At 59.6% G+C, this 23,381-nt stretch carries 20 protein-coding genes; 9 read left to right on the forward strand and 11 right to left on the reverse strand.

The genetic code is table 11. The annotated features are described in order from the left end of the window. Positions 1-37: 37 nt before the first annotated feature. From ACOYXJ_RS07905 to ACOYXJ_RS07915, 3 genes are all read right to left on the reverse strand, one after another. A complete protein-coding gene (locus tag ACOYXJ_RS07905; RefSeq protein WP_034151909.1) occupies positions 38-784 on the reverse strand; it encodes a 2OG-Fe dioxygenase family protein in 747 nt (248 codons plus the stop codon). Positions 785-1,016: 232 nt separating this feature from the next. After that, the gene (locus ACOYXJ_RS07910; protein WP_102899571.1) at positions 1,017-2,303 is read right to left on the reverse strand and encodes an OprD family porin; all 1,287 of its coding nucleotides are present in this window, start codon (positions 2,301-2,303) and stop codon (positions 1,017-1,019) included. Positions 2,304-2,600: 297 nt separating this feature from the next. Beyond that, entirely contained in the window at positions 2,601-3,269 is a 669-nt protein-coding gene (locus ACOYXJ_RS07915) for a DsbA family protein (RefSeq protein ID WP_460368797.1), read from the reverse strand. A gap of 254 nt (positions 3,270-3,523) precedes the next feature. Here ACOYXJ_RS07915 and ACOYXJ_RS07920 point away from each other — a divergent pair, with 254 nt between their 5' ends. Further along, complete coding sequence (locus ACOYXJ_RS07920) at positions 3,524-5,617, forward strand: TonB-dependent receptor (RefSeq protein WP_460368799.1); 2,094 nt, start codon at positions 3,524-3,526, stop codon at positions 5,615-5,617. A 187-nt stretch (positions 5,618-5,804) separates the two neighbouring features. Here ACOYXJ_RS07920 and ACOYXJ_RS07925 read toward each other — a convergent pair whose 3' ends face one another. The 4 genes from ACOYXJ_RS07925 to ACOYXJ_RS07940 form a co-directional block, all read right to left on the reverse strand. After that, positions 5,805-6,017: a hypothetical protein gene (locus ACOYXJ_RS07925; RefSeq protein ID WP_016986304.1), complete on the reverse strand. Its 213-nt coding sequence runs from the start codon at positions 6,015-6,017 to the stop codon at positions 5,805-5,807. Positions 6,018-6,263: 246 nt separating this feature from the next. Further along, positions 6,264-7,370 (reverse strand): agmatine deiminase, encoded by a 1,107-nt coding sequence (gene aguA, locus ACOYXJ_RS07930; RefSeq protein ID WP_095120796.1) that lies wholly within the window; start codon positions 7,368-7,370, stop codon positions 6,264-6,266. Positions 7,371-7,375: 5 nt separating this feature from the next. Beyond that, a complete protein-coding gene (gene aguB / locus ACOYXJ_RS07935) occupies positions 7,376-8,254 on the reverse strand; it encodes an N-carbamoylputrescine amidase (protein ID WP_460368801.1) in 879 nt (292 codons plus the stop codon). Positions 8,255-8,560: 306 nt separating this feature from the next. Then, positions 8,561-11,473 (reverse strand): aminotransferase, encoded by a 2,913-nt coding sequence (locus ACOYXJ_RS07940; RefSeq protein WP_460368803.1) that lies wholly within the window; start codon positions 11,471-11,473, stop codon positions 8,561-8,563. 166 nt (positions 11,474-11,639) lie between these two features. Here ACOYXJ_RS07940 and rfbC point away from each other — a divergent pair, with 166 nt between their 5' ends. Genes rfbC through ACOYXJ_RS07960 form a run of 4 tightly spaced genes read left to right on the forward strand, consistent with a single transcriptional unit; the run spans position 11,640 to position 15,866 of the window. Continuing rightward, on the forward strand, positions 11,640-12,185 hold the full coding sequence (gene rfbC, locus ACOYXJ_RS07945; protein ID WP_102899576.1) for a dTDP-4-dehydrorhamnose 3,5-epimerase: 546 nt from the start codon (positions 11,640-11,642) through the stop codon (positions 12,183-12,185). Positions 12,186-12,226: 41 nt separating this feature from the next. Further along, positions 12,227-14,035, forward strand: a complete 1,809-nt coding sequence (locus ACOYXJ_RS07950; protein WP_460368805.1) for a sensor histidine kinase — start codon at positions 12,227-12,229, stop codon at positions 14,033-14,035. After that, on the forward strand, positions 14,032-15,414 hold the full coding sequence (locus ACOYXJ_RS07955) for a sigma-54-dependent transcriptional regulator (protein ID WP_102899577.1): 1,383 nt from the start codon (positions 14,032-14,034) through the stop codon (positions 15,412-15,414). The genes ACOYXJ_RS07950 and ACOYXJ_RS07955 overlap by 4 nt, the downstream gene beginning before the upstream one ends. Continuing rightward, a complete protein-coding gene (locus ACOYXJ_RS07960) occupies positions 15,411-15,866 on the forward strand; it encodes a YiiD C-terminal domain-containing protein (RefSeq protein WP_460368807.1) in 456 nt (151 codons plus the stop codon). Before ACOYXJ_RS07955 ends, ACOYXJ_RS07960 begins: the two co-directional genes overlap by 4 nt. 205 nt (positions 15,867-16,071) lie before the next feature. On the opposite strand, the gene cysQ is transcribed toward ACOYXJ_RS07960, so the two are convergent. Both cysQ and nudE read right to left on the reverse strand, forming a co-directional pair. Further along, positions 16,072-16,905 (reverse strand): 3'(2'),5'-bisphosphate nucleotidase CysQ, encoded by an 834-nt coding sequence (gene cysQ / locus ACOYXJ_RS07965; RefSeq protein ID WP_460373103.1) that lies wholly within the window; start codon positions 16,903-16,905, stop codon positions 16,072-16,074. A gap of 5 nt (positions 16,906-16,910) precedes the next feature. Next, positions 16,911-17,477 (reverse strand): ADP compounds hydrolase NudE, encoded by a 567-nt coding sequence (nudE, locus tag ACOYXJ_RS07970; RefSeq protein ID WP_150708010.1) that lies wholly within the window; start codon positions 17,475-17,477, stop codon positions 16,911-16,913. Positions 17,478-17,566: 89 nt separating this feature from the next. Between nudE and yrfG the strand changes: the two genes are divergently transcribed. Next, entirely contained in the window at positions 17,567-18,229 is a 663-nt protein-coding gene (gene yrfG / locus ACOYXJ_RS07975) for a GMP/IMP nucleotidase (RefSeq protein WP_460368809.1), read from the forward strand. Between the two features lie 93 nt (positions 18,230-18,322). On the opposite strand, the gene lysM is transcribed toward yrfG, so the two are convergent. Then, positions 18,323-18,763 (reverse strand): peptidoglycan-binding protein LysM, encoded by a 441-nt coding sequence (lysM, locus tag ACOYXJ_RS07980; protein ID WP_150794180.1) that lies wholly within the window; start codon positions 18,761-18,763, stop codon positions 18,323-18,325. Positions 18,764-18,901: 138 nt separating this feature from the next. On the opposite strand from lysM, the gene ACOYXJ_RS07985 reads away from it, so the two are divergent. From ACOYXJ_RS07985 to ACOYXJ_RS07995, 3 genes are all read left to right on the forward strand, one after another. Continuing rightward, on the forward strand, positions 18,902-19,789 hold the full coding sequence (locus ACOYXJ_RS07985) for a LysR family transcriptional regulator (protein ID WP_460368811.1): 888 nt from the start codon (positions 18,902-18,904) through the stop codon (positions 19,787-19,789). 92 nt (positions 19,790-19,881) lie between these two features. Further along, a complete protein-coding gene (gene fdhD / locus ACOYXJ_RS07990) occupies positions 19,882-20,721 on the forward strand; it encodes a formate dehydrogenase accessory sulfurtransferase FdhD (RefSeq protein ID WP_150794181.1) in 840 nt (279 codons plus the stop codon). Beyond that, a complete protein-coding gene (locus ACOYXJ_RS07995) occupies positions 20,718-23,066 on the forward strand; it encodes an FdhF/YdeP family oxidoreductase (RefSeq protein ID WP_150794182.1) in 2,349 nt (782 codons plus the stop codon). The genes fdhD and ACOYXJ_RS07995 overlap by 4 nt, the downstream gene beginning before the upstream one ends. Here ACOYXJ_RS07995 and ACOYXJ_RS08000 read toward each other — a convergent pair. Further along, a complete protein-coding gene (locus ACOYXJ_RS08000) occupies positions 23,063-23,332 on the reverse strand; it encodes a hypothetical protein (protein ID WP_460368814.1) in 270 nt (89 codons plus the stop codon). The genes ACOYXJ_RS07995 and ACOYXJ_RS08000 overlap by 4 nt on opposite strands. Positions 23,333-23,381: the final 49 nt, after the last annotated feature.

A 23,381-nucleotide genomic window follows, 5' to 3' on the forward strand; every position in this document is an offset into this window, starting at 1 on the left:
CGTCGAGCACTCGACGCCGTCGACTGGGGTGATCTGATTAGCGAACAATGTCGAAAGCGGTCCCGGGCCGCGAGAAGGAAATCGCCAGAATCTGCCGGTACGCCATCGCATGCGTGTGCGTGTTGCGCGCCGGGGTCACGTAGTGGCGCATGTCGCGATCGAGGAAGTAAGTGGTGTCGAGAATTTCCTGGTAAGTGGTCGACGCCAGTTGATGCTCGTGGATGTCGTACAGACGACTCTCCGCTCCCTCGACGTTGTTACGGCCCCAGAAGTGCACACCGCTGAACGGATAGCCATCGCAGTGAATGCCTTCAGGGGTGATTTCCAGTTGTTTGCCGGGTTTGATCTCGATGCGGATCTGATGAATCTGGCACTGCCAGATTTCATCGTGCAGCTCTTCCGGCAGTACGCTTTTGTACACTTCGAAATCGGTGTCGATCAGGCTGCGCATCACTGGTGAAGTAATCACTTCATCGGAGAAGTCCTGGAAGTGCCGCACGAGGCCGCCAACATAAGCGTTGTTCTCTTTCGACTGCACGTAGGCGCGATGCTCGAGTTGCTTCAACTCGCGAGTCTTGGGGTTGTACTCGAAGTCGCTGTAACGACGGTAACGCATGCCGGCTTCGGCCTGACCGTAGTAACTGTCAGGCTCCATGTTTTCCCAACTTTTGGTCAGTCTGACGAAGTCGGCAAAATGACCGTAGAGATTGAAGTCACCACCCTGGACGTTGACATATTTGTCGCGCCGTAGCGATTCGCCCACTTCTCTGTTCAAAACGATCATTACCAAATTCTCCGCTGCGTTGAGCGGCCTAATCTATTAGGTGCAGAATTTGCGTCCATGAGAAAGAATTTCAGGCATTTAAAGCCCTGTTTGAAACGGCGTTTGCAGTCACCTGAAAACAACTTTTACATGACAAAAACAGCGGTTTTTTCCGGTTTCCACCGAAAAACCGTCGAAAAAAAACCCCGAACCAGTCGGGGTTTTTCTCATGTTTCTTACACTTGATCAGGCATCAGAAGATGTTGATCGGGTAGTCCACGAATACGCGCAGTTCGTTACCGCTGACGTTGTACTCGCTGGATTTCTGCGAAACACGCAGGATCGAGCTGCGCAGTTTCACGCTGAGGTCTTTGGCCGGGCCAGACTGCACGACGTATTTGAACTGGTTGAAGATCTCGCGCTCGGTGCCGCCTTCGCTGGTGGAAGTGGTGATGTTGTCGCCACGCACGTAAGCGAAGTTGTAGCTCAGGCCCGGTACGCCGAATGCGCTGAAGTCGAGGCCGTAGCCCAACTGCCAGCTGCGCTCGTCTTCAGCGTTGAAGTCCGACCAGTAGGAGTTGGCGAGGTAGATGGAGTTACCACCATCACCGACACGACCTTGATCTTTCTGGTAACCGCCATAGGCGTAGCCCAGGTTGCTGTCGCCGGTGGAACGCTGGTGGGCCACGGTGAACGAGTGCGGGCCAGTGGCGAACGTTGCAGCCAGGCTCCAGATCTTGTTGTCGTCGCCGGTAACACCGTTTTCGCGGACATAGGAGTTGTCCAGCTTGGTGCGGTAACCGTTGAAGTCCAGGGTCAGCGACTGATCCTTGTTGAACGGCAACACGTAGTTGGCGTTCACGTATTGTTTCTTCAATACGTCTTCGACGTCGGAAGCGTACAACGCACCTTTGAAGTTCTCGGTGAACTGGTAGCTACCGCCCAACACGTTGATCGACTTCAGACCACCGCTGTCACGGCCTTCGTCGCTCTTGCGCGATTCGGCGGTGAAACGACCGGCGTTCAGTTCCAGACCTTTGATCTCTTTGGAAGTGATCAGGGTACCGGTGTAGCTTTCCGGCAGCAGACGCACATTGTCGTAGCTCAGCACCGGCAGGGCCGGCATCTGGTCGCCGTAGGTCAAGACGGTGTTGGAGAAGCGGAACTTCACCGCGGCACCGCCCTTGGCTATGTCATGGTTCGCGCGACCGTCATTTTCCTGCTTGAAGAAATCGATACCACCGGCGCCGCTGCGGCCCTTGCCGCCGTCCAGACGCAGTGCGTACAGACCGAAAGCGTCGACACCGACACCCACGGTGCCCTGGGTGAAGCCGGACGAGAACGTACCGATGGCCGCTTGGCCCCACTCGGCCTTGTCGTCGTTACCGTTTTTGTAATCACGATTGATGTAGGCATTGCGCAGCAGCACTTTGAGGCTGCTGTCTTCAACAAAACCCTTGGACTCGGCCTGGTCGTTAGCCATGGCCTGAGTGGCACTCAACATCCCCAGTGCGATCAGACTGATTCGCTTGTTCAACATTTTGTTTTCCTTATTACGGGTTGAAACGCGCTGTGTCGAACGGCGGAAACGGCGCTTTTGCACTCTTTTATTCACCCCGAAACAAAAAGGCCCGCCCACGATAAAGTGATGGCGGGCCTGCTCCTTGTTTTGAGTCATGGCGGTTGGCCACAGGCGTTGGGCCGAATCGTAGCCGCGCCCTGAACAATGTGTCAATTTCAAGAATCGTCTTTAAATAGGTAAAAATCGTCTAAGAAACGTAAATTTTGCGCTGACTCCTTGCTGGGAAATGCAAACAGCCAGTGAATCCAGCGCGTATCAGGCGCAACCATCGATAGAACAAAATGCAGAAATTTTACCGGTTTCATCGAGGATGATTGCCTGTTGCAACCAATCGGCAAATGCCTGCGGCTTGCCCAGCCAGGGGCTGATGTCGATCAACTGGAACGTGCCATTCTGCTCCAGAGCAATCGTAGGAAAACCCTGACCGCCCAATTGAGCCAAAAACTGGCGACTGGCTTTTATATGCCCCTCGCTATCAACGGACTCAAACGCAATGTGGAAATCTTCCTGCGCATAGCCCATCTGCATGGCCAATTCCAACAGCACGGCTGAATCGGCAATGCGTCGCCCTTCCACATAGTGCGCGGTCTGCAACCGCCCCAACATGCGCAGGCCGCCTCGGTCGATGGCTTCGGCCGCCATGACCGCCGCAATCGGTGGCGTCGAATCGAACACGGCCGAGTGATCGCGCAGCAATCCGTCGAAATACGCCTCGCCGAAAGGCTGGCCGGTGTACTCGGCAATGCGTCGGTCGTGGGGCATGACGTAATTGCGCAGTTGCGAGGAAACCGGCTGGCGGTTGGCGCCACTCATCATGCCCCCGGCATGGGCAATCACTGGCAGCACCTGTTGCGCGGCTTCAACCAGCGGCTTGGCGCCATAACACCAGCCACACAGCGGGTCGTAGATGTAATGAAGAATCATGGGAAAACTCCGGCAAAAGTGAGGAAAATCGATGGCGGCAGATTAGTCCCCGCACTCATGCGGAAAAACGCTGGAATGGCTTTCAGTCTGTTTCACGAATCGGTCGAATTGGCCGACCGGTCAGATTGTGTCGAACCGGACACAAATTGAAACAATCAGACAAGTGAACTTATAAGGAATAATTAACGGAAGCAAATGCAAAGCATTACCATTCGCGCGATCGAATTCCTCCACCCTTTCGGATGCGCTGTTCAATGCCTGCCCCGTTCCGTCTTACGCCCGTCACCCTTGGGCTTTCTGCTTTTCTGTCGAGCGGTTTTGCCTATTCGGCGACCGAATTACCCGCCACCGCGATCAGTGCCGAAGCGCAAGCCGATGACCCGCGCGTGAAGCTCAGCAGCACCGCGACCCGCACCTCGACACCCGTGCGCTATGTGCCGCAGGCGATCGATTCGATCAAGACTTCAAACGTCGCCAACTACGGCACCAATGACATCGCCGACGCCTTGAGCGGCATGCCCAACGTCAGCAGCAGCGCCGATACTCGCTTCGACAGCCTGCGCATTCGCGGTTTCGACGCCAGCAACGACTTCTATCTGGACGGCATCCGCGACGACAGCCAATACAAGCGCGACCTGCACAACATCGAACGCGTCGAAGTACTCAAAGGCCCAGCCGCTGTGCTGTACGGCCGTGGCAGTCAGGGCGGGATCGTCAACCGCGTGAGCAAAATGCCGGAGTTCGGCCGCCGCTCGACCATCGAAGCCCAGGCTGGCAGCGAAGATTTGCGCAGTCTTTACGCCGATCTCAGCACCGACCCGAGCGAAAACATCAGCCTGCGCCTGAACATGGGCAACATGGATGAAAACAGCTTCCGCGACGGCGTCAGTGGCAACCGCCAACTGTTCGCACCGTCGATGAGCTGGCAACTGACGCCGGATCTGAACTGGCTGGTGCAGTACGAATACAGCCGTTACAACCGCACCCCGGATCGCGGCATCCCCGGCGTCAACGGACGCCCGGCGGATGTCGGTCGCGACACGACCTATGGCAACGATCACGACTTCATCGATGACAAGTCGCAGTCATTGCGCTCAAAACTCACTTACGAAATCAACGACAACTGGCAACTGCGCCAGACCCTCGGCGTGTTCAAGCTCGACAGTGATTTCGACAACACCTACCTCACCGGTTACACGCCGGCGACCAACAAGGTCACGCGCCAGCACTGGCAGCAGGATCTGACCACCCGCAACGTCTATAACAACCTCGAACTGGAAGGTGGATTCGATACCTTCGGGCTTGAGCATCGCTTGCTCACGGGCGTCGAGATCGGCAGCCAGCGCCGCGATCCGACGCTGTACAACGCCGCCACTGGCAGAACGCCCGGCGCGCAGCCGGTGCCGTCGCTCGACTTGTATAACCCGAACCGCGATCTGCGCCACACCGGCAGCATGCAGGTCTCCAGCAGCAGCCACACCGAAGTCGAAAGCCGTGCGGTGTACGTCCAGGACCAACTGCGCCTGAACGATCAATGGCAACTGCTGGGGGGGCTGCGTTACGACACCTTCGATATCGAGTCGACCAACAAGCTGCGCAACATCTCCGAAGACCGCGACAGCCACAGCACCAGCCCGCGTGTGGGCCTGGTCTGGACGCCGCTGCAAAACCATTCGTTCTATGCCTCATGGTCGAAGACATTTTCACCCGTGGGCGGCGGCTTGATCGGCATCACCCCTGGCGCGGCCGGCAACACCAACGACCTCAGCCCCGAACTGACCAAGCAGAAAGAGATCGGCGTGAAGAGCGACTGGTTTGATGACCGCTTGAGCACCACGCTGGCGATCTATGACCTGGAGCTCTACAACCGCCGCACCAGCGATCCTAATGACCCGACCCTGATCGTGATGTCCGGCCTGCAACGTTCGCGCGGGATCGAGTTGACCGCCACCGGTAACATCGTCGGCAACTGGTACATGCGCGGTGGCGTCGGTGTGCAGGATGCGAAGATCGAGAAGGACAACAACGGCTTGGAAGGCAAACGCATCAACAACGTCGCCAAGCACAACGGCAGCCTGTTCCTGACCTGGAAACCGGAAATGGGCTGGTACGGCGAAACCGGTCTGACTCTGGTTGGCCAGCGTTATGCCGACAACGCCAACACCACCGTGTTGCCGGGTTACGGCCGCTGGGATGCGCTGGTCGGTTATCGCTTCAAGGATTGGGATTTGCGTGGGGCGTTGAACAACATCACTGATCGCGAGTATTACGCGTCGGCGACCAGCCAGTATCAAATCCAGCCGGGCGCACCACGCAGCGTGGTGATGACCGGCACCTACAGTTTCTGACTTCACACACATCCCTGTGGGAGCGAGCCTGCTCGCGAAAGCGTCGGGTCAGTCGACATCGTCGTAACCTGATCCACCGCATTCGCGAGCAGGCTCGCTCCCACATTGAATGGGTGCGTACAAAATAATCGGGCATAAAAAAGCGCCGCCATCCCGGCAGCGCTTTGACCAATCCCTGTTGTTCTTCTTATCCTTCCATCACAGCCCACAACGCGTCCAGTTCGGCCTCGCTGAACAGGTCAGCGGGGTAACGCTCGATCATCATCCGGCGCGGATCAGGTTGCCTGATCTGACGCGTTCCATTGGACTTCAACCAGTGCGCGACAATCTGGAGCGATTCGCCGTTAACGGCCATGGGATGCAACGTCCGCTCGCTGACTACGTTCACTTCGGCGTTCATTTCAGCGCTCTCTCCCCGTTCATGAGCGGCTACGTTATCCAAGGTTTATGACAGAACTGTTGAAGTTCTCCCCCCTCCCTAGTGCACGGGTGATGAATACAAGAGCTATGCCAATGTTTCGCTGTTGTCGACAAGCGGATACAAAGAAGCCCGCAGTCCAACCGGGCTGCGGGCTTCTGTGCATGCATAGCGAGCTAATCATTGCTCGGCCGATTTGTTAATCAACTCAAGCTGTTACGACTCAACTCACTCTTTGTGCGGCGCGGGTTGCTGTTGGGTAAGGCAGTGGATATTACCGCCACCCAGTAACAGTTCACGGCCCGGCACCATCACCACTTCGTGCTGCGGGAACAGCTTCTGCAGAATCTCTTTCGCCGGGGCATCCATTGGATCGTCGAAGCTCGGCGCGATGATGCCGCCGTTGACGATCAGGAAGTTCACGTAGGAACCGGCCAGGCGCACGGACGGATTGCGCTCCTGCGTGCCGTCCACCGGATCGACACCGGCGCACTCTTCTTCGGTCGCGTACAGCGGACCCGGAATCGGCATTTTGTGCACCGTGAACGGGCGACCCTTGGCGTCGGTGCTGCTTTGCAGAACTTTCATCGCAGCCTGGCAGCGCGGGTAGTTCGGATCCTGCGGATCGTCGGTCCACGCCAGCAGCACTTCGCCCGGACGCACGTAGCAGCAGAAGTTATCCACATGGCCGTCGGTTTCGTCGTTGAACAAACCGTCCGGCAGCCAGATGATTTTATCCACAGACAGATTGGCACTGAGCACCGCTTCGATTTCTTCGCGACCCAGGTGCGGGTTGCGATTGCGGTTGAGCAGGCACTCTTCGGTGGTGATCAGCGTGCCTTCGCCGTCGACGTGAATCGAACCGCCTTCGAGCACGAAACCTTCAGTGCGATAACGCGGGCTGCGCTCGATCTCGAGGATCTTGCCGCCGACCTGCGAATCACGATTCCACGGCGAATACAGACCGCCATCGAAACCGCCCCAGGCGTTGAAGTCCCAGTTCACACCACGCACTTCGCCGCTGTTGTTGATGACGAAGGTCGGGCCGCTGTCGCGTACCCAGGCGTCATCGCTGGACATCTCGACCACGCGGATATTCGGCACGTCGAGGCGTGCACGAGCGTTTTCATATTGGCCGGCGGACACGGCCACGGTTACCGGTTCAAAACGCGCAATGGCCTTGGCCACCGCTGCGTGTGCGGCTTGCGCCGGTTTGCCGCCCAGACGCCAGTTGTCCGGGCGCTCGGGCCAGATCATCCAGGTTTGTGTCTGCGGCGCCCACTCGGCCGGCATGTGAAAGCCGTCGGCGCGCGGGGTACTTTTCAAGGTGGTCATCGGGATCAGGACTCCAGGGAACCGTCGAGGGTTTTCAACGCGCCGTACAGGTTCGGACGGCGGTCGCGGAATGAACCCCACGCGCTGCGAATGTGTTCGAGCTCGTCGAGGTTGAAAGTGTGCACAAGAATACCTTCTTCGGTTTTATTCAGCTCCTGCACTTTTTCGCCGAACTGGTTGGCGATGAACGAAGAGCCGTAGAACGTGATGTCGTAGCCGTCCTGTTCTTCGTTGCCGATGCGGTTGCTGGCAATCAGCGGCATCAGGTTGGCGCCGGCATGCCCCTGTTGCACGCGCTGCCAGTGATCGCGCGAGGAGATGGTTTTGTCGTGCGGCTCGCTGCCGATTGCGGTTGGATAAAAAAGTATTTCTGCACCTTGCAAGGCCATGCTGCGTGCAGCTTCCGGGAACCACTGATCCCAGCAGATGCCCACGCCGATCTTCGCGTAACGCGTATTCCACACTTTGAAACCGGTGTCGCCCGGGTTGAAGTAGTACTTCTCGTGGTAACCCGGGCCATCCGGGATGTGGCTTTTACGATAAATCCCGAGGTTGCTGCCGTCGGCGTCGATGATCGCGATGCTGTTGAAGCGCGCACGGCCAGCCAGTTCGTAGAAGCTGATCGGCAGCACCACTTGCAGTTCTTTGGCGACTTTCTGAAAGTGCTTGATCGCGACGTTGTCTTCTACCGTCGTCGCCAGTTGCAGATAGTCCGGGTTTGGCTTCTGGCAGAAGTACGGCGCCTCGAACAGCTCCTGAATCAGGATGATCTGCGCGCCTTTGGCGGCAGCTTCACGCACCAGCCTTTCAGCGATTTCGAGGTTGGCTTCCAGATCCCAGGAACAGGCCATCTGAGTGGCGGCAACGGTAACGATACGGCTCATGAATCATCTCCGGGCAAGTGCTTTGGCGGTCGACAATTCGACCGAAAAGAAAACGCGCGCACCGGATAGCAAGACGCCGTGCCGGAGCAATGGCGACTTTATAGCCGATAAATATCGACTTTAGAAGCTTGTTAAATGCCTTTCGTCTAAATAAACCGAGAAAAAACCGATACAAATCGAATTAGAAACCGAAACTAAATGTGGGAGCGAGCCTGCTCGCGAAGGCGTTTATTCAATCAACACAGTTGTTGAATTAGAAACCGCTTTCGCGAGCAGGCTCGCTCCCACAGGGGTCAGTGTGCGTGCTTACAGACCTTCGCTGAGGACTCGATCGAGCATATCGACAAAGAAATCCACACTTTGACGCGACGTCACCATCGGCGGCTTGATCTTGAGAATGTTCAGATCATCACCGGTCGGCTGCATGAAAATCCCCAACTCGCGCAAGCGATCGCACAGCACAGCAGTTTCTTCGGTCGCCGCTTCCAGCGTCTCGCGATTGCGGATCAGCTCCAGCCCCAGATAGAACCCGGAACCGTGCACCGCGCCCACCAACGGATGTTTATCGATCAGCGCTTCAAGCCGCGCCTTGAAATGGCCACCGACTACTTGCGCGTTTTCCCAGAGCTTTTCTTCTTCCATGACATCGAGCACCGCCATGCCGATCTGGCAGCTCACCGGACTGCCGCCCGCCGATGAGAAGAAATAGCCCTCGGCCTCCAGCGCCTCGGCAATTTCCCGCCGCGTGATGACCGCACCCAGCGGTTGACCGTTGCCCATGCCCTTGGCCATGCAGATGATGTCCGGCACCACGCCCTGCTCTTCAAAGCCCCAGAAGAAGTGGCCCATGCGCCCGTAACCGACCTGCACTTCGTCGGCGATGCACACGCCGCCTTGCGCGCGTACCAGCGCGTACACCTGCTTCAGATAACCCGGCGGCAGTGAAATACCGCCGGCATTGCCGTACACCGGCTCGCAGATAAATCCGGCCAACTGGCGCTTCTGCTCGGCGAGTTTTGCCAGGTGATGCTCAACGCTGCGCACGTAATCCGGCGCCGAATCGAGGCCACGGAATTCACCGCGATAAGTGTTTGGCGCAGGTACCGGATGCACCCAGTCCGGGCGACTTTCAAGGGCTTTCGGGTTGTCGGCAATCGACGTCGAGACCGCATCGGCGCCAATGGTCCAGCCGTGATAGGCCTCGAGCACGCTGATCATGTCGCGACCGCCGCTATAGGCCCACGCCAGACGAATCGCCAGATCGTTGGCCTCGCTGCCGCTGTTGACCAGAAACACTCGATCCATGCCTTCCGGCGCCAGTTTCAGCAAGCGCTCGGAGAATTCGGCGACAGCCGCATAGTTGAAGCGCGAGTTGGTGTTGAGCAGTGACCATTGGCGCGCCGCGACCGCCGCCATGCGCGGGTGACCGTGACCGAGCACCGCCACGTTGTTGAGCATGTCCAGATAGGAGCGGCCCTGCATGTCGATCAGGTGATTGCGCCAGCCGCGTTCGATGCGCGGCGGGTCGACGTAGTAGTGTTTCTGGGTGCGGGCGAAACTGGCATCGCGGCGTTCGAGTAACGTTTTCGCGTCCAGCTCCGGCTCGGCATCGCAGGCCAGCCCCAACAATGCGGCCGGCGATGGGCACAGCGCCTGCCAAGCCGCGGCATGCGCCGGAGTGCAAAACAGCGGCGCATTAAGCTTCGCGCCCCGACACAACTGCACCCGCAACGGGCCGCTGACCGCGCCCAGCACCTGACCTTTGACCAGCGCCGCGCCGCTGTGCAGCGAAGGTGTCACGCCCCACAGGCGCACGCTGAGTTGCGGGCCATCCAGTTGCAGCACGCCGTCAGTTGCCTGATGCACGACGCCTGCGAACGGCGCCTCCACGGCGGTGCCATCGGGCACGCGCAATTCCACGTGCAACGGGAAGGTGTCCGGTTCAACGGCACTGTCGGGACGAGTGCGCGACAAACGGTACTGACCATAACGGCTCGCCGCCAAACCATGGGCCGCCGCTGCTTCGTTCAACAGGTGCTGATCGATGCCTGCCTGTTCCCAGTTACCGGCCTCGAAATGCGGACTCAGGACACCGAGATCGATCAGCGCAAACTCGCGCCCGACCAGACCGGGCAGCAATGGCGCAAAACCTGCGCTGTCGATCGCCGGCAATGCGTGACCGACGGCCGTGAGGATCGCCGCTTCCATCAGCGCCTGTGGCACCGATGTCGCCACCCTGAAGATTTCCCACTCATGGCTGAGGTTGTCGCGGCTGTAAGTATTCGTCGGGTCGATGCTGACCTGTTGCTCGCCACTAAGCACCAATACCGTCGCGCGCGCGACGATCAATGGCCACAGTGCTTGCAGCTCCTCATGTTGTAGCGGGTTGACCGCGTGGTAGGCCTGCACCGCCGGCAGGATGACAAACGGATCACCACCGGCGTGATGCAACAACGCCGCACAGGTCACCGACAGATCGGTGATGCGCCACGTGCGCACCAGGTCGCCAAAGTCGATCACGCCCTGCAACTGCCAGTGACGCTGGGCATCGCGCGCCCAAACGGCGTTGTCATCGGTGATGTCCATATGGATCGCCTGCACCGGCAGCTTGCCCCGCAACGGCTGCAAACGGTGCTCGGCCTGTTCGGCCGCATCGGCAATCACTGCGCGTTGCTGCTCATCCTTGATCACTGGCAGCAGATGGCTGATCAGTGCACTGGCGTGACGTGCATCCCACTGCAACGTACGCTCAAGGCCCGGATGGTCGAACCCGGCCAACACCAGATCCATCTCACCGCAGAGCCGGCCAAACCCCGCTACCACGTCGTGCCCCAAGTGATCGAGATGCGTGAGCGGCTGGCCCTCGATGTAATCCAGCAGCCGCACATGAACGGCTTCGCCCCCAACCTCCAGTGACAGCAGGTCTTCGCCGTTATTGGCGACGATCACTCGCGGCACCGTCACCGCAGAATGCTCAGCCAAGTACTTGAGGCCGGCATGCTGGGCTTGCAGCTCCACCAGGGCGTAATCGCCTCGGCAGATTTTCAGCACGAACCGCCCGCGCGGGCTGTCGACGCGAAAATTCAGATCCTGCTGACTGCCAAGAGCCTGTAACGTGCCGCTGAGCCCGTAGTGCTCCGCCAGCCATTGCCGGGCCTGCTCGGCAGACACCTGCGGGCTGGGCAAACTGGCGCGATGAATCAAAGTGGCGAGCGGCATGAAACGACCCCTGAAATTTTATTAGGCGCCTATATCGCCATTGCTTGGCAGGATCCGCAACCCCCCAACCGCGTAAAGGTATCCGGGCTATTTGTCTTCCGGCACTCGCACCCTCCGGCCGTTTGCGCAAGAATGTCGACCATTCACACTGGCCTATGGAAACCCCATGAATGTAATCACCACCGACCTGCCCGGTGTCCTGATCATCGAACCCAAGGTGTTTGGTGACGAGCGCGGGTTTTTCTACGAAAGTTTCAATGCCAAGGCTTTCCAGAACGCAACGGGGCTGGACACGCAATTCGTTCAGGACAACCACTCGCGCTCGCAAAAAGGCGTATTGCGTGGTCTGCATTACCAACTGCAAAACACCCAGGGCAAACTGGTCCGCGTAACCGTCGGTGAAGTATTGGATGTCGCCGTGGACATTCGCCGCAGCTCACCGCACTTCGGTAAATGGGTGGCCGTGCGCCTGTCGGCAGACAACCACCGTCAGTTGTGGGTCCCGGAAGGTTTCGCCCACGGTTTCGTCGTGCTGAGCGAGTTCGCCGAATTCCTCTACAAGACCACCGATTACTACACGCCGTCGGCAGAACGCAGCATTCGCTGGGACGATCCGGATCTGGCCATCGATTGGCAACTGGACGAAGCCCCGAAGCTGTCCGCCAAAGATCAGGCTGCAGCCTTCTTCAAGGACGCTGACGTCTTCGCCTGAGGCCGGGCATAATGCGCCTGTCCCTACAGGCGCATCGGCTCATGAAACCAACCCTTCCCCCCAGACCTCGCTGGCGCAGTCTCGCCCTGCTGGCCCTGTGTCTGGCGCCGCTGTTGTGGCCGCTGGAACATCTCGCCGAGCGCTATTACCGCAGCGAACTGGCCGGCCAGAACCGCCAGACCCTCGACCTGTACGTCGCCAACCTGCTGGGCACCCTGCACCGCTATGAAGTGTTGCCGCAAATCCTCGGCGACCTGCCGGCGCTGCGCGCGGTCCTCGGTGCGCCGGACGACGGCGTCACCCAAGGCAATGCCAACCGCCTGCTGAAGAACATTGCCGCGCAGACTGGCGCCGAAGTCATGTACCTGATGGACACCAGCGGCCAGACACTGGCGGCGTCGAACTGGGACAAGCACGACAGCTTTGTCGGCCGCAATTTCTCGTTCCGCCCGTACTTCAGCGAAGCCATGGCCGGACGTCTCGGGCGCTTCTTCGGCCTCGGCACCACGTCGGCCAAGCGCGGTTATTTCTTTGCCGCCGCCGTGCGTAACGGCGAAAAAATCATCGGCGTGCTGGTGATCAAGGTTGACCTCGACCACACCGAAAGTCTGTGGGGCAAAACCCCGGAACAACTGTTGGTCACCGACCACAACGGCGTGGTCATCCTCACTTCGCGCCCGGAATGGCGCTTTCGCTCGACCCGTAACTTGAGCGACAGCGAACGCTCGGCGATCACTGCCATCCAGCCCTACCCGACCCGCAATCCGCGCCCGCTTAACCTTAGCCCGACGGCGTGGCTGATCCAGACCCACGACATTGCCGAAACAGGCTGGAGCGTCAGCATCCTTGCCCCGCGCACGCTGATTGATCGCCCGGTGCGGACCGTGGTTGCCATCGGCGGCGCCACGTTGTTGGTACTGATGCTATTGCTCGGTCTGCTGATGCAGCGCCGTCGGCATTATCTGGAACGCATCGCGTTCGAGGCCAAGGCACGCCGCGAGCTGGAAGGCCGCGTCGCCGAGCGCACCAGCGACCTCGAAGGCCTCAACCGGCGTTTGAAAGAAGAAGTACTGGAACGTGAACAAGCCCAGCAGGAACTGGTGCGCGCCCAGGACGATCTGGTTCAGGCCGGCAAGTTGTCGGCGCTGGGGACCATGTCAGCGAGCATCAGCCACGAACTCAATCAGCCGCTGGCAGCGATCCGCAGCTACGCGGAAAACGCCGAAGTGTTGCTCGATCATCAGCGCACCGACGATGCACGCGGCAACCTCAAACTGATCAGCGAACTGACCGGGCGCATGGCCTCGATCATCGCCCACCTGCGCGCCTTTGCCCGCCGCGATCGCCACGCGCCGGAAAGCGTTGCCCTGCAACCGGCGCTCGACGATGCGCTGGCCTTGCTCGCCAAACGGCGCCGCAGCATGGAGGTTGAGCTGATTCGCGATCTGCCGGCCGCCACGCTGTGGGTCGAGGCCGGGGAAACCCGCCTGCGCCAAGTGCTCGGCAATCTGCTCGCCAACGCCCTCGATGCCCTCACCGAGAAAGGCCCGCCGCGCAAACTGTGGTTGAGTGCCGAATCCACCGCCGAGGGCGTCAATCTGTACATTCGCGACAACGGCCCAGGGTTCTGCATGGAAGCCCTCGGCCGCGCCAGCGAGCCCTTCTACACCACCAAGACCCGCACTCAGGGCTTGGGTTTGGGGCTGGCCATCTGTGAAACGCTGATGCGCGCCTTCGGTGGTGAACTGTCGTTTGCCAACCACAAGCAAGGTGGCGCCTTGATTACCCTGCGACTGCGCGCCGGTGCGCCCGGGGTCAGCCTGCAACCGTCCGAGGATCGAAGTGCATGACCATCGACAATCGCATTCAGGTGGTGTTGATCGACGACGATCCGCACCTGCGTCAGGCCCTCGGCCAGACCCTGGATCTGGCCGGCCTGAAAATCTTGCCGCTGTCCGAAGCCAAGGGCCTGGCCGCACAGCTGGAGCGTGACTGGCCGGGTGTGGTGGTCAGCGATATCCGCATGCCGGGGATGGACGGTCTCGAATTGCTCAGCGAACTGCACGCGCAGGATCCGGAATTACCCGTGCTGCTGATCACTGGGCACGGCGATGTGCCGCTGGCGGTGCAGGCCATGCGCGCCGGCGCTTATGACTTTCTTGAAAAACCTTTCGCCAGCGACGCGCTGCTCGACAGCGTGCGTCGCGCCCTCGCGCTACGCCGGCTGGTGCTGGACAACCGCAGCCTGCGCCTGGCCCTCAGCGATCGCAACGAATTGAGTGCACGTCTGGTCGGCCACTCAACGCCGATGCTACGTCTGCGTGAGCAGATCGGCGCGCTCGCCGCGACCAAGGCTGACGTGCTGATCCTCGGCGAAACCGGCGCCGGCAAAGAAGTGGTCGCCCGTGCGCTGCACGATTTGTCCAGCCGCCGTAACGGCCCGTTCGTGGCGATCAACGCCGGCGCACTGGCCGAGTCGGTGGTCGAAAGCGAACTGTTCGGCCACGAACCCGGCGCTTTTACCGGTGCGCAAAAACGCCGGATCGGTAAATTCGAATTCGCCAATGGCGGCACGCTGTTTCTCGATGAAATCGAAAGCATGAGCATGGACGTGCAAGTGAAACTGCTGCGCATGTTGCAGGAGCGCGTGGTCGAACGGTTGGGCGGCAATCAACTGATCCCGCTGGACATCCGCGTCATCGCCGCGACCAAGGAAGACCTGCGTCAGGCCGCCGATCAAGGCCGCTTCCGCGCCGACTTGTATTACCGCCTCAACGTCGCGCCACTGCGCATCCCGCCGCTGCGCGAACGTGGTGAAGATGCGCTGGTGCTGTTCCAGCATTACGCCGATGAAGCCAGCGCCCGCCACGGCCTGCCGCCACACGAACTGCAACCGGCACAGCGCGCCTTGCTGCTGCGCCACACCTGGCCGGGCAACGTGCGTGAACTGCAGAATGCCGCCGAACGCTTTGCTCTTGGACTGGAACTGGCGCTGGATAACAGCGGCGCCGAAGGTGCCGGCGCCACCGTGGAAGTCACTGGCGGCGGGCTCAGCGAGCAGGTGGAAAATTTCGAAAAATCCTTGATCGCGGCCGAACTGGGGCGCTCCCACAGTTCAGTGCGCAGCCTCGCCGAAGCCTTGGGCATTCCGCGCAAAACCCTGCATGACAAATTGCGCAAGCATGGCCTCAACTTCGGCGACAGTAGCCATGGGGACGAGAACGAATGAGCACAGATAGTCGCTATCTGGAGTCGGTTCTGCATCACGACATTCCCCTGACCCGGGACATGGGGCTGAAAGTGCTTGCCTGGCATGAGCAGCAGTTGAGTCTGCATCTGCCCCTCGATCCGAACGTCAATCACAAGAGCACCATGTTCGGCGGCAGCCTTTACTGCGGCGCGGTGCTGGCCGGTTGGGGCTGGTTGCATTTGCGCTTGAAGGAAGAAGGAATCACCGACGGGCACATCGTGATTCAGGAGGGGCAGATCAGTTATCCGCTTCCGGTCACTGGAGATGCCGTGGCGATTTGCCCGGCGCCGGATTCAGCGGTGTGGAAGAAGTTTCTGACGATGTATCGGCGTTATGGGCGGGCGCGGTTGGCGCTCGATACGCGGATCGCCAATGCGGGTAGCGATGAGGATGCAGTGAGGTTTACCGGGCAGTACGTTTTGCATCGCTGAAGATCAACAGCCCCTCACCCTAGCCCTCTCCCCGAGGGAGAGGGGACTGATCGAGGTGTCTGGCGTTGTACATCGACCTGAAAGATCGCAGCGACTATGGATTCAGCACAGTTCGACCAGGTCGGCGCTACTCTCGAATATCCCTCGGTCGGCTCCCTCTCCTGGGGGAGAGGGCTGGGGTGAGGGGGATTGCGGATCAGCCCACTTAACCCTGAGCCAACTCCAACAATCTGGAACGCCACGCCGCCTTCGCCGGCAGCGCCAAAAAGAACTCATTAAGCAGTGATTCCCGCGCCGGATAACAGAACGCTGCCCCACGCAGATCCAACACCTCACCGCCCGCACCTTCCAGCACACCTTGCGCCGCCGCCGTGTCCCATTGCGAAGTCGGCGCCAGTCGCGGATAGCAATCCGCCGCGCCTTCCGCCAGCAGGCAAAACTTCAATGAGCTGCCGATATTGGCCAATTGCAACTCGCCCAGACTCGCACTCAACCCAGCCAGCAAACGCTCTTGCTCGGGACTCGAATGCCGACGGCTGGCCACCACGGTAAATGCCTCTCCCGGTGCCGGCACATCGCGCACCTGAATCGCAACCGGCGTGCCGCCCTTGTCGCAGCGCCATGCGCCAAGCCCGGCACCGCCGACGTAGAAGCGACCATTGGTCGGCATCGACACCACGCCAAACACCACTCGACCGTTTTCGATCAACGCGATGTTGACGGTGAACTCTTCGCTGCCACTGATGAACTCCTTGGTGCCATCCAGCGGATCCACCAACCACCAACGCTGCCAGCCAGCGCGCACGCTCTGGGGAATGTTGGCGTCCTCTTCCGATAACACAGGAATGCTCGGATCCAGCATCGTCAGCCCGGCGACGATCAGGTGGTGCGCGGCCAGATCCGCCGCCGTCACCGGCGAGTCATCGGACTTGGCCGTGACTTCAACGCCGGAGCGCCAGAACGGCAAAATCGCCTCGCCGGCCTGTAATGCCAGTTCAACCACGGACGCCATCAGCGGGTGGGGAAATTTCATCGACATCTCACTCATGACGCAAAAAACCCTCGTTGGGTCAGCAGGTCCCGGGCCAAATAAAGTGCCGCCAGCGCGCGTCCTTCGGAAAATTGCGGATTGAGCGCCAGCGACGACAGTTCGCGCAGGTTCACCTTATCGACACGCATCGGCTCAGGCTCATCGCCTTCCAGACGCTCTTCGTACAAATCAGTGGCCAGGACCACCTGAATCTTCTGGCTCATGTAACCGGGCGACAGCGACAGCTCGGTCAGATGTTCCAGTTGTCGCGCGCCAAAACCGGCCTCTTCCTTGAGTTCGCGCTCGGCCGCTGCCAATACATCCTCGCCGGGCTCGATCAGGCCTTTGGGCAGGGACAACTCATATTCGTCAGTACCGCCGCAATACTCTTCGACCAGCACCGCGTGCTCGGCATCCAGCATCGCTACAATCATCACCGCGCCATAGCCCGCACCTTTGCCAACCAGACGCTCGTACGTGCGCTCCACGCCGTTGGAAAAACGCAGCTTGAGTTCTTCGACGCAAAACAGGCGACTGGTGGCGACGATCTCGCGGGCAAGTACGGTGGGTTTCTGGCGCATGCAAAGCTCCTTGGCGTGAACGCGCTACTATAACGCGGCTTTCCCGATTGTTTATGTCGGATATCTTTCTACCGTTTCGAGACGTTGCCATGCCTTCATTACCGTGGTCCGACATCGATACCGTTCTGCTCGACATGGACGGCACGCTGCTGGATCTGCACTTCGACAATCATTTCTGGCTGGAACACCTGCCCCAGCGTTACGCCGAACTGCACGGGGTCAGCCGGGCCATGGCCGAAATGGAGCTGCAGCCGTTGTTCGAACGGCATGCCGGTCAGTTGCAGTGGTATTGCCTGGATTTCTGGAGTGCCGAGCTGAAGTTATCGGTACGCGAACTGAAGCTGGAAACCGCGCACCTGATCGCCTTGCGGCCGGATGCCGATACCTTTCTGGACGCGATCAAACGCGCCGGCAAACGGGTGATCATGATCACCAACGCGCACCGCGATTCATTGTCGCTGAAGCTGGAACGGATTGAGCTCGCACCGTACTTCGAGCGGCTGATCAGCTCCCACGATTATGGTTATCCCAAGGAGAACCCGCAGTTCTGGGATGCCTTGCAGGCCGATATCGGCTTTGATCCGGCGCGTAGCCTGTTTATCGACGATACGTTGCCGATTCTGCGCAGTGCGCGGGATTTTGGTGTGGCGCATTTGCTGGCGGTGAAAGAGCCGGACAGTCGCAAGGGGCCGAAGGACACGGCAGAGTTTGCGGCGGTTGAGGATTATCGCAGTTTGATTGCAGGACTTTGATATCGAGTTGCCCCATTCGCGAGCAGGCTCGCTCCCACATTTGGAATGCGATCCAATGTGGGAGCGAGCCTGCTCGCGTGGCGTTACGACGTGTTACTCAGGAATACGCAGCGTCTGCCCCGGATAGATTTTGTTCACATCCTTGAGCATCGGTTTGTTGGCGTCGAAAATTTTCTGATACTTGTTGGCATCCCCGTACACGCGCAGAGAAATCGCGCTGAGGGTGTCACCCGACTTGACCACGACAAATTGCGCGGCAGTGACAACTGGCCCGCTCACGGTGATCTGATCATCCACGCTGCCAACACCGGCAATATTGCCCACCGCCAGCAGAATCTTCTCTTTCTCTTCCTGACTCGCGACTTCACCGGTGACGGTCACTTTGTCGCCATCCACCGTCGCATGCACATTCGGATTGCCCAGGCCGACCTTGCTGATGTGTTCCTTCAACTGCTCACTGGCATTGGCGTTACCCGGGGTCAGCAGATCGAGCAGCTTTTCACCGGCTTCTTTTACAAAACTTAAAAGACTCATCGTGGTTCTCTCCATGGAATAAAGGGTCAGTCGTCCAAGCCTAGACCACCTCAAGCAAACCCGGTTCCAAGCCGACCAATGACCCTACCACCGCGCAAGCGGTAGAATCGGCCACCCCTGCCAGCGCCCGGAGCGAAGATGGACATCAAGCAGCTGAAATTCCTCATCGCCCTCGACGAAACCCGCCACTTCGGCCAGGCCGCCGCGCGTTGCCACATTACCCAGCCAACCCTGTCGATGCGCCTGCGCAACCTCGAAGAAGAACTCGACCTGCCGCTGGTCAACCGTGGCCAGCGTTTCGAAGGCTTCACCGCACCCGGCGAGCGTGTGCTGGCGTGGGCACGTTCGGTAATGGCGGCTTATGACGGTTTACACGCTGAAGCAGCGGCGTGTCGCGGCAACCTGATCGGCACGTTGCGGCTGGGCGTGGTGCCACTGTCGAGTTTCGATCCGCTGCCCTTGATGCAACGCCTGCATGCCGCACACCCGGATCTGCGTTTCGAAATGTCGGCGCTGAGTTCCGAACAGATCCTCGAACATTTGGCGAACAACCGCATAGACCTCGGCGTGTCCTATCTTGATCGTCTGGATCACGAACGCTTCGAATCACTCACCTTCAACGAAACCCGCATGGGCCTGCTCTACGACCAGCGCACCTTCACCTTTGGCGAGGCTCCGTTGAGTTGGCAGTCACTGATCGAACTGCCGCTGGGCATGCTCACCAGCGGCATGCATTTTCGCCAGTCCATCGACCACAACTTCCACAGCCGTGGCCTGACCCCGCAACCCTTGCTGCAAACCGACGCCGTGCATCAATTGTTACAAGCGGTGCACGGCGGTTTTTGCTGCGCGATCATGCCGCTGGACGGTGGTCTGGAAAAACTCACCGATCACCTGCGCCTGCAACCCATCGAAAACGCCCAGACCCTCGCCCCGCTGGGCTTGATCATGCGCCGCAGCGCCCCCCGTTCGGCGCTGGCCGAGGCCTGTTTTGCGCTGTATCAGCAATCGCCAGACGCTTCATGATCGACGGCCTCTATCAATAGATCGACACTAGCGATTAGACGCGACAACTTGCCGCGCCTAGTCTTAACGTTGATCAAACCGTCGGTGATGCCATGAACGCCAAGCGCCCAGCCTGCGCGGCGCCAGCAATCGAAACGCCCGCGCCTGCCGCCAGCCAGACCTACAGTTACAGCGATTTACCCCGCGAGGAATCGGCCAGCACTGCGCTGGCCGAGGAAGTTGCGTTGGCGATCGCCTACAACGGCATCAGCCAGGCGGTGATGCTGGTGACGCCGACCGACCTGGAAGACTTCATCGTCGGCTTCAGCCTCGGCAGCGGCATTATCATCGACGCCAGCGATATTTATGACCTGCAACTGACCGGCGCAGGCTCGGCGCAATACGCACAAGTGACTATCGCCAACCGCGCCTTCTGGAACCTCAAGCAACAGCGTCGGCAAATGGCCGGCACCAGCGGTTGCGGTTTGTGCGGTGTCGAAGCGGTGGAACAGGCGTTGCCTGATCTGAAAGTCCTGCCCGGTGCGCCGTTGCCGCCGATTGAATGGCTCGACGGTTTGCGTCAGCGCATCAGTGCATTTCAACCCTTGGGCCAGTACTGCGGTGCGGTGCACGCGGCGGTGTTCATGAATGCCAGCGGCGAATTGCTGCTCGGCCGCGAAGACATCGGCCGGCACAACGCCCTCGACAAACTGATCGGCGGACTGATCCGGCAAAAGATATCCACAGACGGCGGCCTGGCGATTGTCACCAGCCGTTGCAGCCTCGAATTGATCCAGAAAGTCTTGCGTGCCGGCATCCAGACCCTGGTCAGCCTGTCCGCACCCACGGGCCTTGCCGTGCAATGGGCCCGTCGACACAACCTCAATCTCATCCACCTGCCGCAGAAAAGTGCGCCGCGGGTGTATAGCCCCGCGATGGAGAATCAAGCGTGAGCCAACATCATCAAGCCGACCAGAAACCTGTCCCGCGCTACAAGCCTTACAAAGGCGCCGCCGGGGGCTGGGGTGCCCTGATCAGTGTGGCTCAGGCCTGGTTGACCAGCGACAACGCGCTGAAAAACCTGCGCATGATGCTCAAGACCAACCAGAACGGCGGCTTCGACTGCCCGGGTTGCGCCTGGGGCGATTCGCCGGAAAGCGGCATGGTCAAGTTCTGCGAGAACGGCGCCAAAGCGGTGAACTGGGAAGCCACCAAGCGCCGCGTCGACGCCAAGTTCTTCGCCAAACACAGCGTGACCTCCTTGCTGGAGCAGAGCGATTACTGGCTGGAATATCAGGGCCGCCTGACCGAGCCGATGGTCTACGACGCCGAAACCGATCGCTACAAGCCGATCAGCTGGGACGACGCCTACACGCTGATCGCCAAGCACCTGCAAAGCCTGCCGAGCCCGGATCTGGCCGAGTTCTACACCTCGGGTCGCGCCAGCAACGAGGCGGCGTACCTGTATCAGCTGTTCGTGCGCGCTTACGGCACCAACAACTTCCCTGACTGCTCGAACATGTGCCACGAGGCCAGCGGTGTCGCCTTGGCGCAGAGTGTTGGCGTTGGTAAAGGCACCGTGACCTTCGACGACTTCGAACACGCCGACGCAATTTTCGTCTGGGGCCAGAACCCGGGCACCAACCACCCGCGCATGCTCGAACCGCTGCGTGAAGCGGTGAAGCGCGGCGCGCAAGTGGTGTGTATCAATCCTTTGAAAGAGCGTGGACTGGAGCGTTTTCAGCACCCGCAACACCCGATCGAAATGCTCACCAACGGCGATAAACCGACCAACACCGCCTACTTCCGTCCAGCCCTCGGTGGCGACATGGCGCTGCTGCGCGGCATGGCCAAGTTCCTTCTGCAATGGGAGCGCGATGCGCAGAAGGCTGGCGAACCTGCTGTGTTCGATCACGACTTCCTCAATGCCCACAGCGCTAACGTGCTGGAGTATCTCGGCGTGGTCGATGACACGCCGTGGGAACAGATCGTCGAGCAATCCGGCCTGACCCTCGTAGAAATCGAGCAAGCTGCGCGCATGTACGCCAAGGGCAAGAACGTGATCATGTGCTGGGCGATGGGCATCACCCAGCATCGCCATTCGGTGCCGACCATCCAGGAAATCGCCAACCTGATGCTGCTGCGCGGCAACATCGGCAAACCGGGCGCAGGCCTGTGCCCGGTGCGCGGCCACAGTAACGTGCAGGGCGACCGCACGATGGGCATCAACGAGCGTCCGCCAGTAGCGTTCCTCGATTCGCTTGAACGGCGCTTCCAGTTCAAGGTGCCGCGTCACAACGGCCACAACGTGGTCGAAGCGATCCATGCGATGGCCGAAGGTCGTGCGAAGGTCTTTATCGGTCTGGGCGGCAACTTCGCCCAAGCCACGCCAGACAGCCCACGTACATTCGAAGCACTGAGCAATTGCGACCTGACCGTGCAGATCAGCACCAAACTCAACCGTAGCCATCTGGCTCACGGTAAAGACGCGCTGATCCTGCCGTGCCTCGGCCGGACCGACATCGATATCCAGACCGAAGGCCCGCAAGCGGTCACCGTGGAAGACTCGTTCAGCATGGTTCACGCCTCCAACGGTCAGTTGCAGCCGCTGTCGAATCAGATGCGCTCGGAGCCGTCGATCATTGCCGGCATCGCCGCCGCCACGCTGGGCAGCAAACCGGTGGACTGGAACTGGCTGGTGGCCGATTACGGGCGCATCCGCGAACTGATCGCCGACACCATTCCCAACTTCAAAGAATTCAACGAGAAGATCAAGAACCCGGGCGGTTTCTACCTCGGCAACAGCGCCGGCGCACGCAAGTGGAACACGCCGTCGGGCCGGGCCAATTTCCGCGCGAACATGCTGCCGAAAGATCTGGTACACGAACGCACCCGCGCCACCGGGCAATTGCCGGATCTGATCCTGCAATCGATGCGTTCCCACGATCAGTACAACACGACGATTTATGGTCTCGACGACCGTTATCGCGGAGTGAAGGGCCAACGTGATGTGCTGTTCGCCAACGAGGCGGACATCATTCGTCTGGGCTTCCGGCCGGGACAGAAGGCTGACATTGTTTCGATATGGGACGATGGTCGTGAGCGCCGGGTGAAGGGCTTCACCTTGCTGGCGTTTGATATTCCAGCGGGCCAAGCGGCGGCTTATTACCCGGAAGTGAATCCGCTGGTGCCATTGGAGAGCACCGGGGATGGCAGCCATACGCCGACGTCTAAGTTCATTGCGATTCGGTTGGAAGCGGCGAGTGAGACTGGGTTGATCATGGCCAAGTCCGCTTAAAGGCTGCGATCTTTTTGCTTTTGATCGTACCCACGCTCCGCGTGGGAACGCAGACCGGGACGCTCCGCGTCCCAATAGCAGACGCAGAGCGTCGAAGGATGCATAACCACGCAGAGCATGGTTACGATCATCTCTTGTTTTTGCGTTTCCATGGCCCACAAAAAAGGCCGTTTTTTCACAAAAACGGCCTGTCCGAAGTAGCTAAAGACCGGCGAAAAACGGTTAAGTTCCGGTGAAAAAACAGCAACTTGCAAAATTGTATACAAGTCGTGTTATTCGTCGGATTTCGATTGTCACGCTCGTTACACAGCCTCA

It is taken from the genome of Pseudomonas sp. Tul2A7 (assembly GCF_054790505.1).

Bases quoted from the DNA above. Each gene is read 5' to 3' on its own strand.
- ACOYXJ_RS07960 (WP_460368807.1), top strand. From the start codon at position 15,411: ATGAGCACAGATAGTCGCTATCTGGAGTCGGTTCTGCATCACGACATT.
- ACOYXJ_RS07925 (WP_016986304.1), bottom strand. From the start codon at position 6,017: ATGAACGCCGAAGTGAACGTAGTCAGCGAGCGGACGTTGCATCCCATG.
- cysQ (WP_460373103.1), bottom strand. From the start codon at position 16,905: ATGTCGATGAAATTTCCCCACCCGCTGATGGCGTCCGTGGTTGAACTG.
- ACOYXJ_RS07905 (WP_034151909.1), bottom strand. From the start codon at position 784: ATGATCGTTTTGAACAGAGAAGTGGGCGAATCGCTACGGCGCGACAAA.
- rfbC (WP_102899576.1), top strand. From the start codon at position 11,640: ATGAATGTAATCACCACCGACCTGCCCGGTGTCCTGATCATCGAACCC.
- aguB (WP_460368801.1), bottom strand. From the start codon at position 8,254: ATGAGCCGTATCGTTACCGTTGCCGCCACTCAGATGGCCTGTTCCTGG.
- yrfG (WP_460368809.1), top strand. From the start codon at position 17,567: ATGCCTTCATTACCGTGGTCCGACATCGATACCGTTCTGCTCGACATG.
- ACOYXJ_RS07985 (WP_460368811.1), top strand. From the start codon at position 18,902: ATGGACATCAAGCAGCTGAAATTCCTCATCGCCCTCGACGAAACCCGC.
- ACOYXJ_RS07920 (WP_460368799.1), top strand. From the start codon at position 3,524: ATGCCTGCCCCGTTCCGTCTTACGCCCGTCACCCTTGGGCTTTCTGCT.
- aguA (WP_095120796.1), bottom strand. From the start codon at position 7,370: ATGACCACCTTGAAAAGTACCCCGCGCGCCGACGGCTTTCACATGCCG.
- ACOYXJ_RS07915 (WP_460368797.1), bottom strand. From the start codon at position 3,269: ATGATTCTTCATTACATCTACGACCCGCTGTGTGGCTGGTGTTATGGC.
- ACOYXJ_RS07950 (WP_460368805.1), top strand. From the start codon at position 12,227: ATGAAACCAACCCTTCCCCCCAGACCTCGCTGGCGCAGTCTCGCCCTG.
- nudE (WP_150708010.1), bottom strand. From the start codon at position 17,477: ATGCGCCAGAAACCCACCGTACTTGCCCGCGAGATCGTCGCCACCAGT.
- ACOYXJ_RS07955 (WP_102899577.1), top strand. From the start codon at position 14,032: ATGACCATCGACAATCGCATTCAGGTGGTGTTGATCGACGACGATCCG.
- lysM (WP_150794180.1), bottom strand. From the start codon at position 18,763: ATGAGTCTTTTAAGTTTTGTAAAAGAAGCCGGTGAAAAGCTGCTCGAT.
- fdhD (WP_150794181.1), top strand. From the start codon at position 19,882: ATGAACGCCAAGCGCCCAGCCTGCGCGGCGCCAGCAATCGAAACGCCC.
- ACOYXJ_RS07910 (WP_102899571.1), bottom strand. From the start codon at position 2,303: ATGTTGAACAAGCGAATCAGTCTGATCGCACTGGGGATGTTGAGTGCC.
- ACOYXJ_RS07940 (WP_460368803.1), bottom strand. From the start codon at position 11,473: ATGCCGCTCGCCACTTTGATTCATCGCGCCAGTTTGCCCAGCCCGCAG.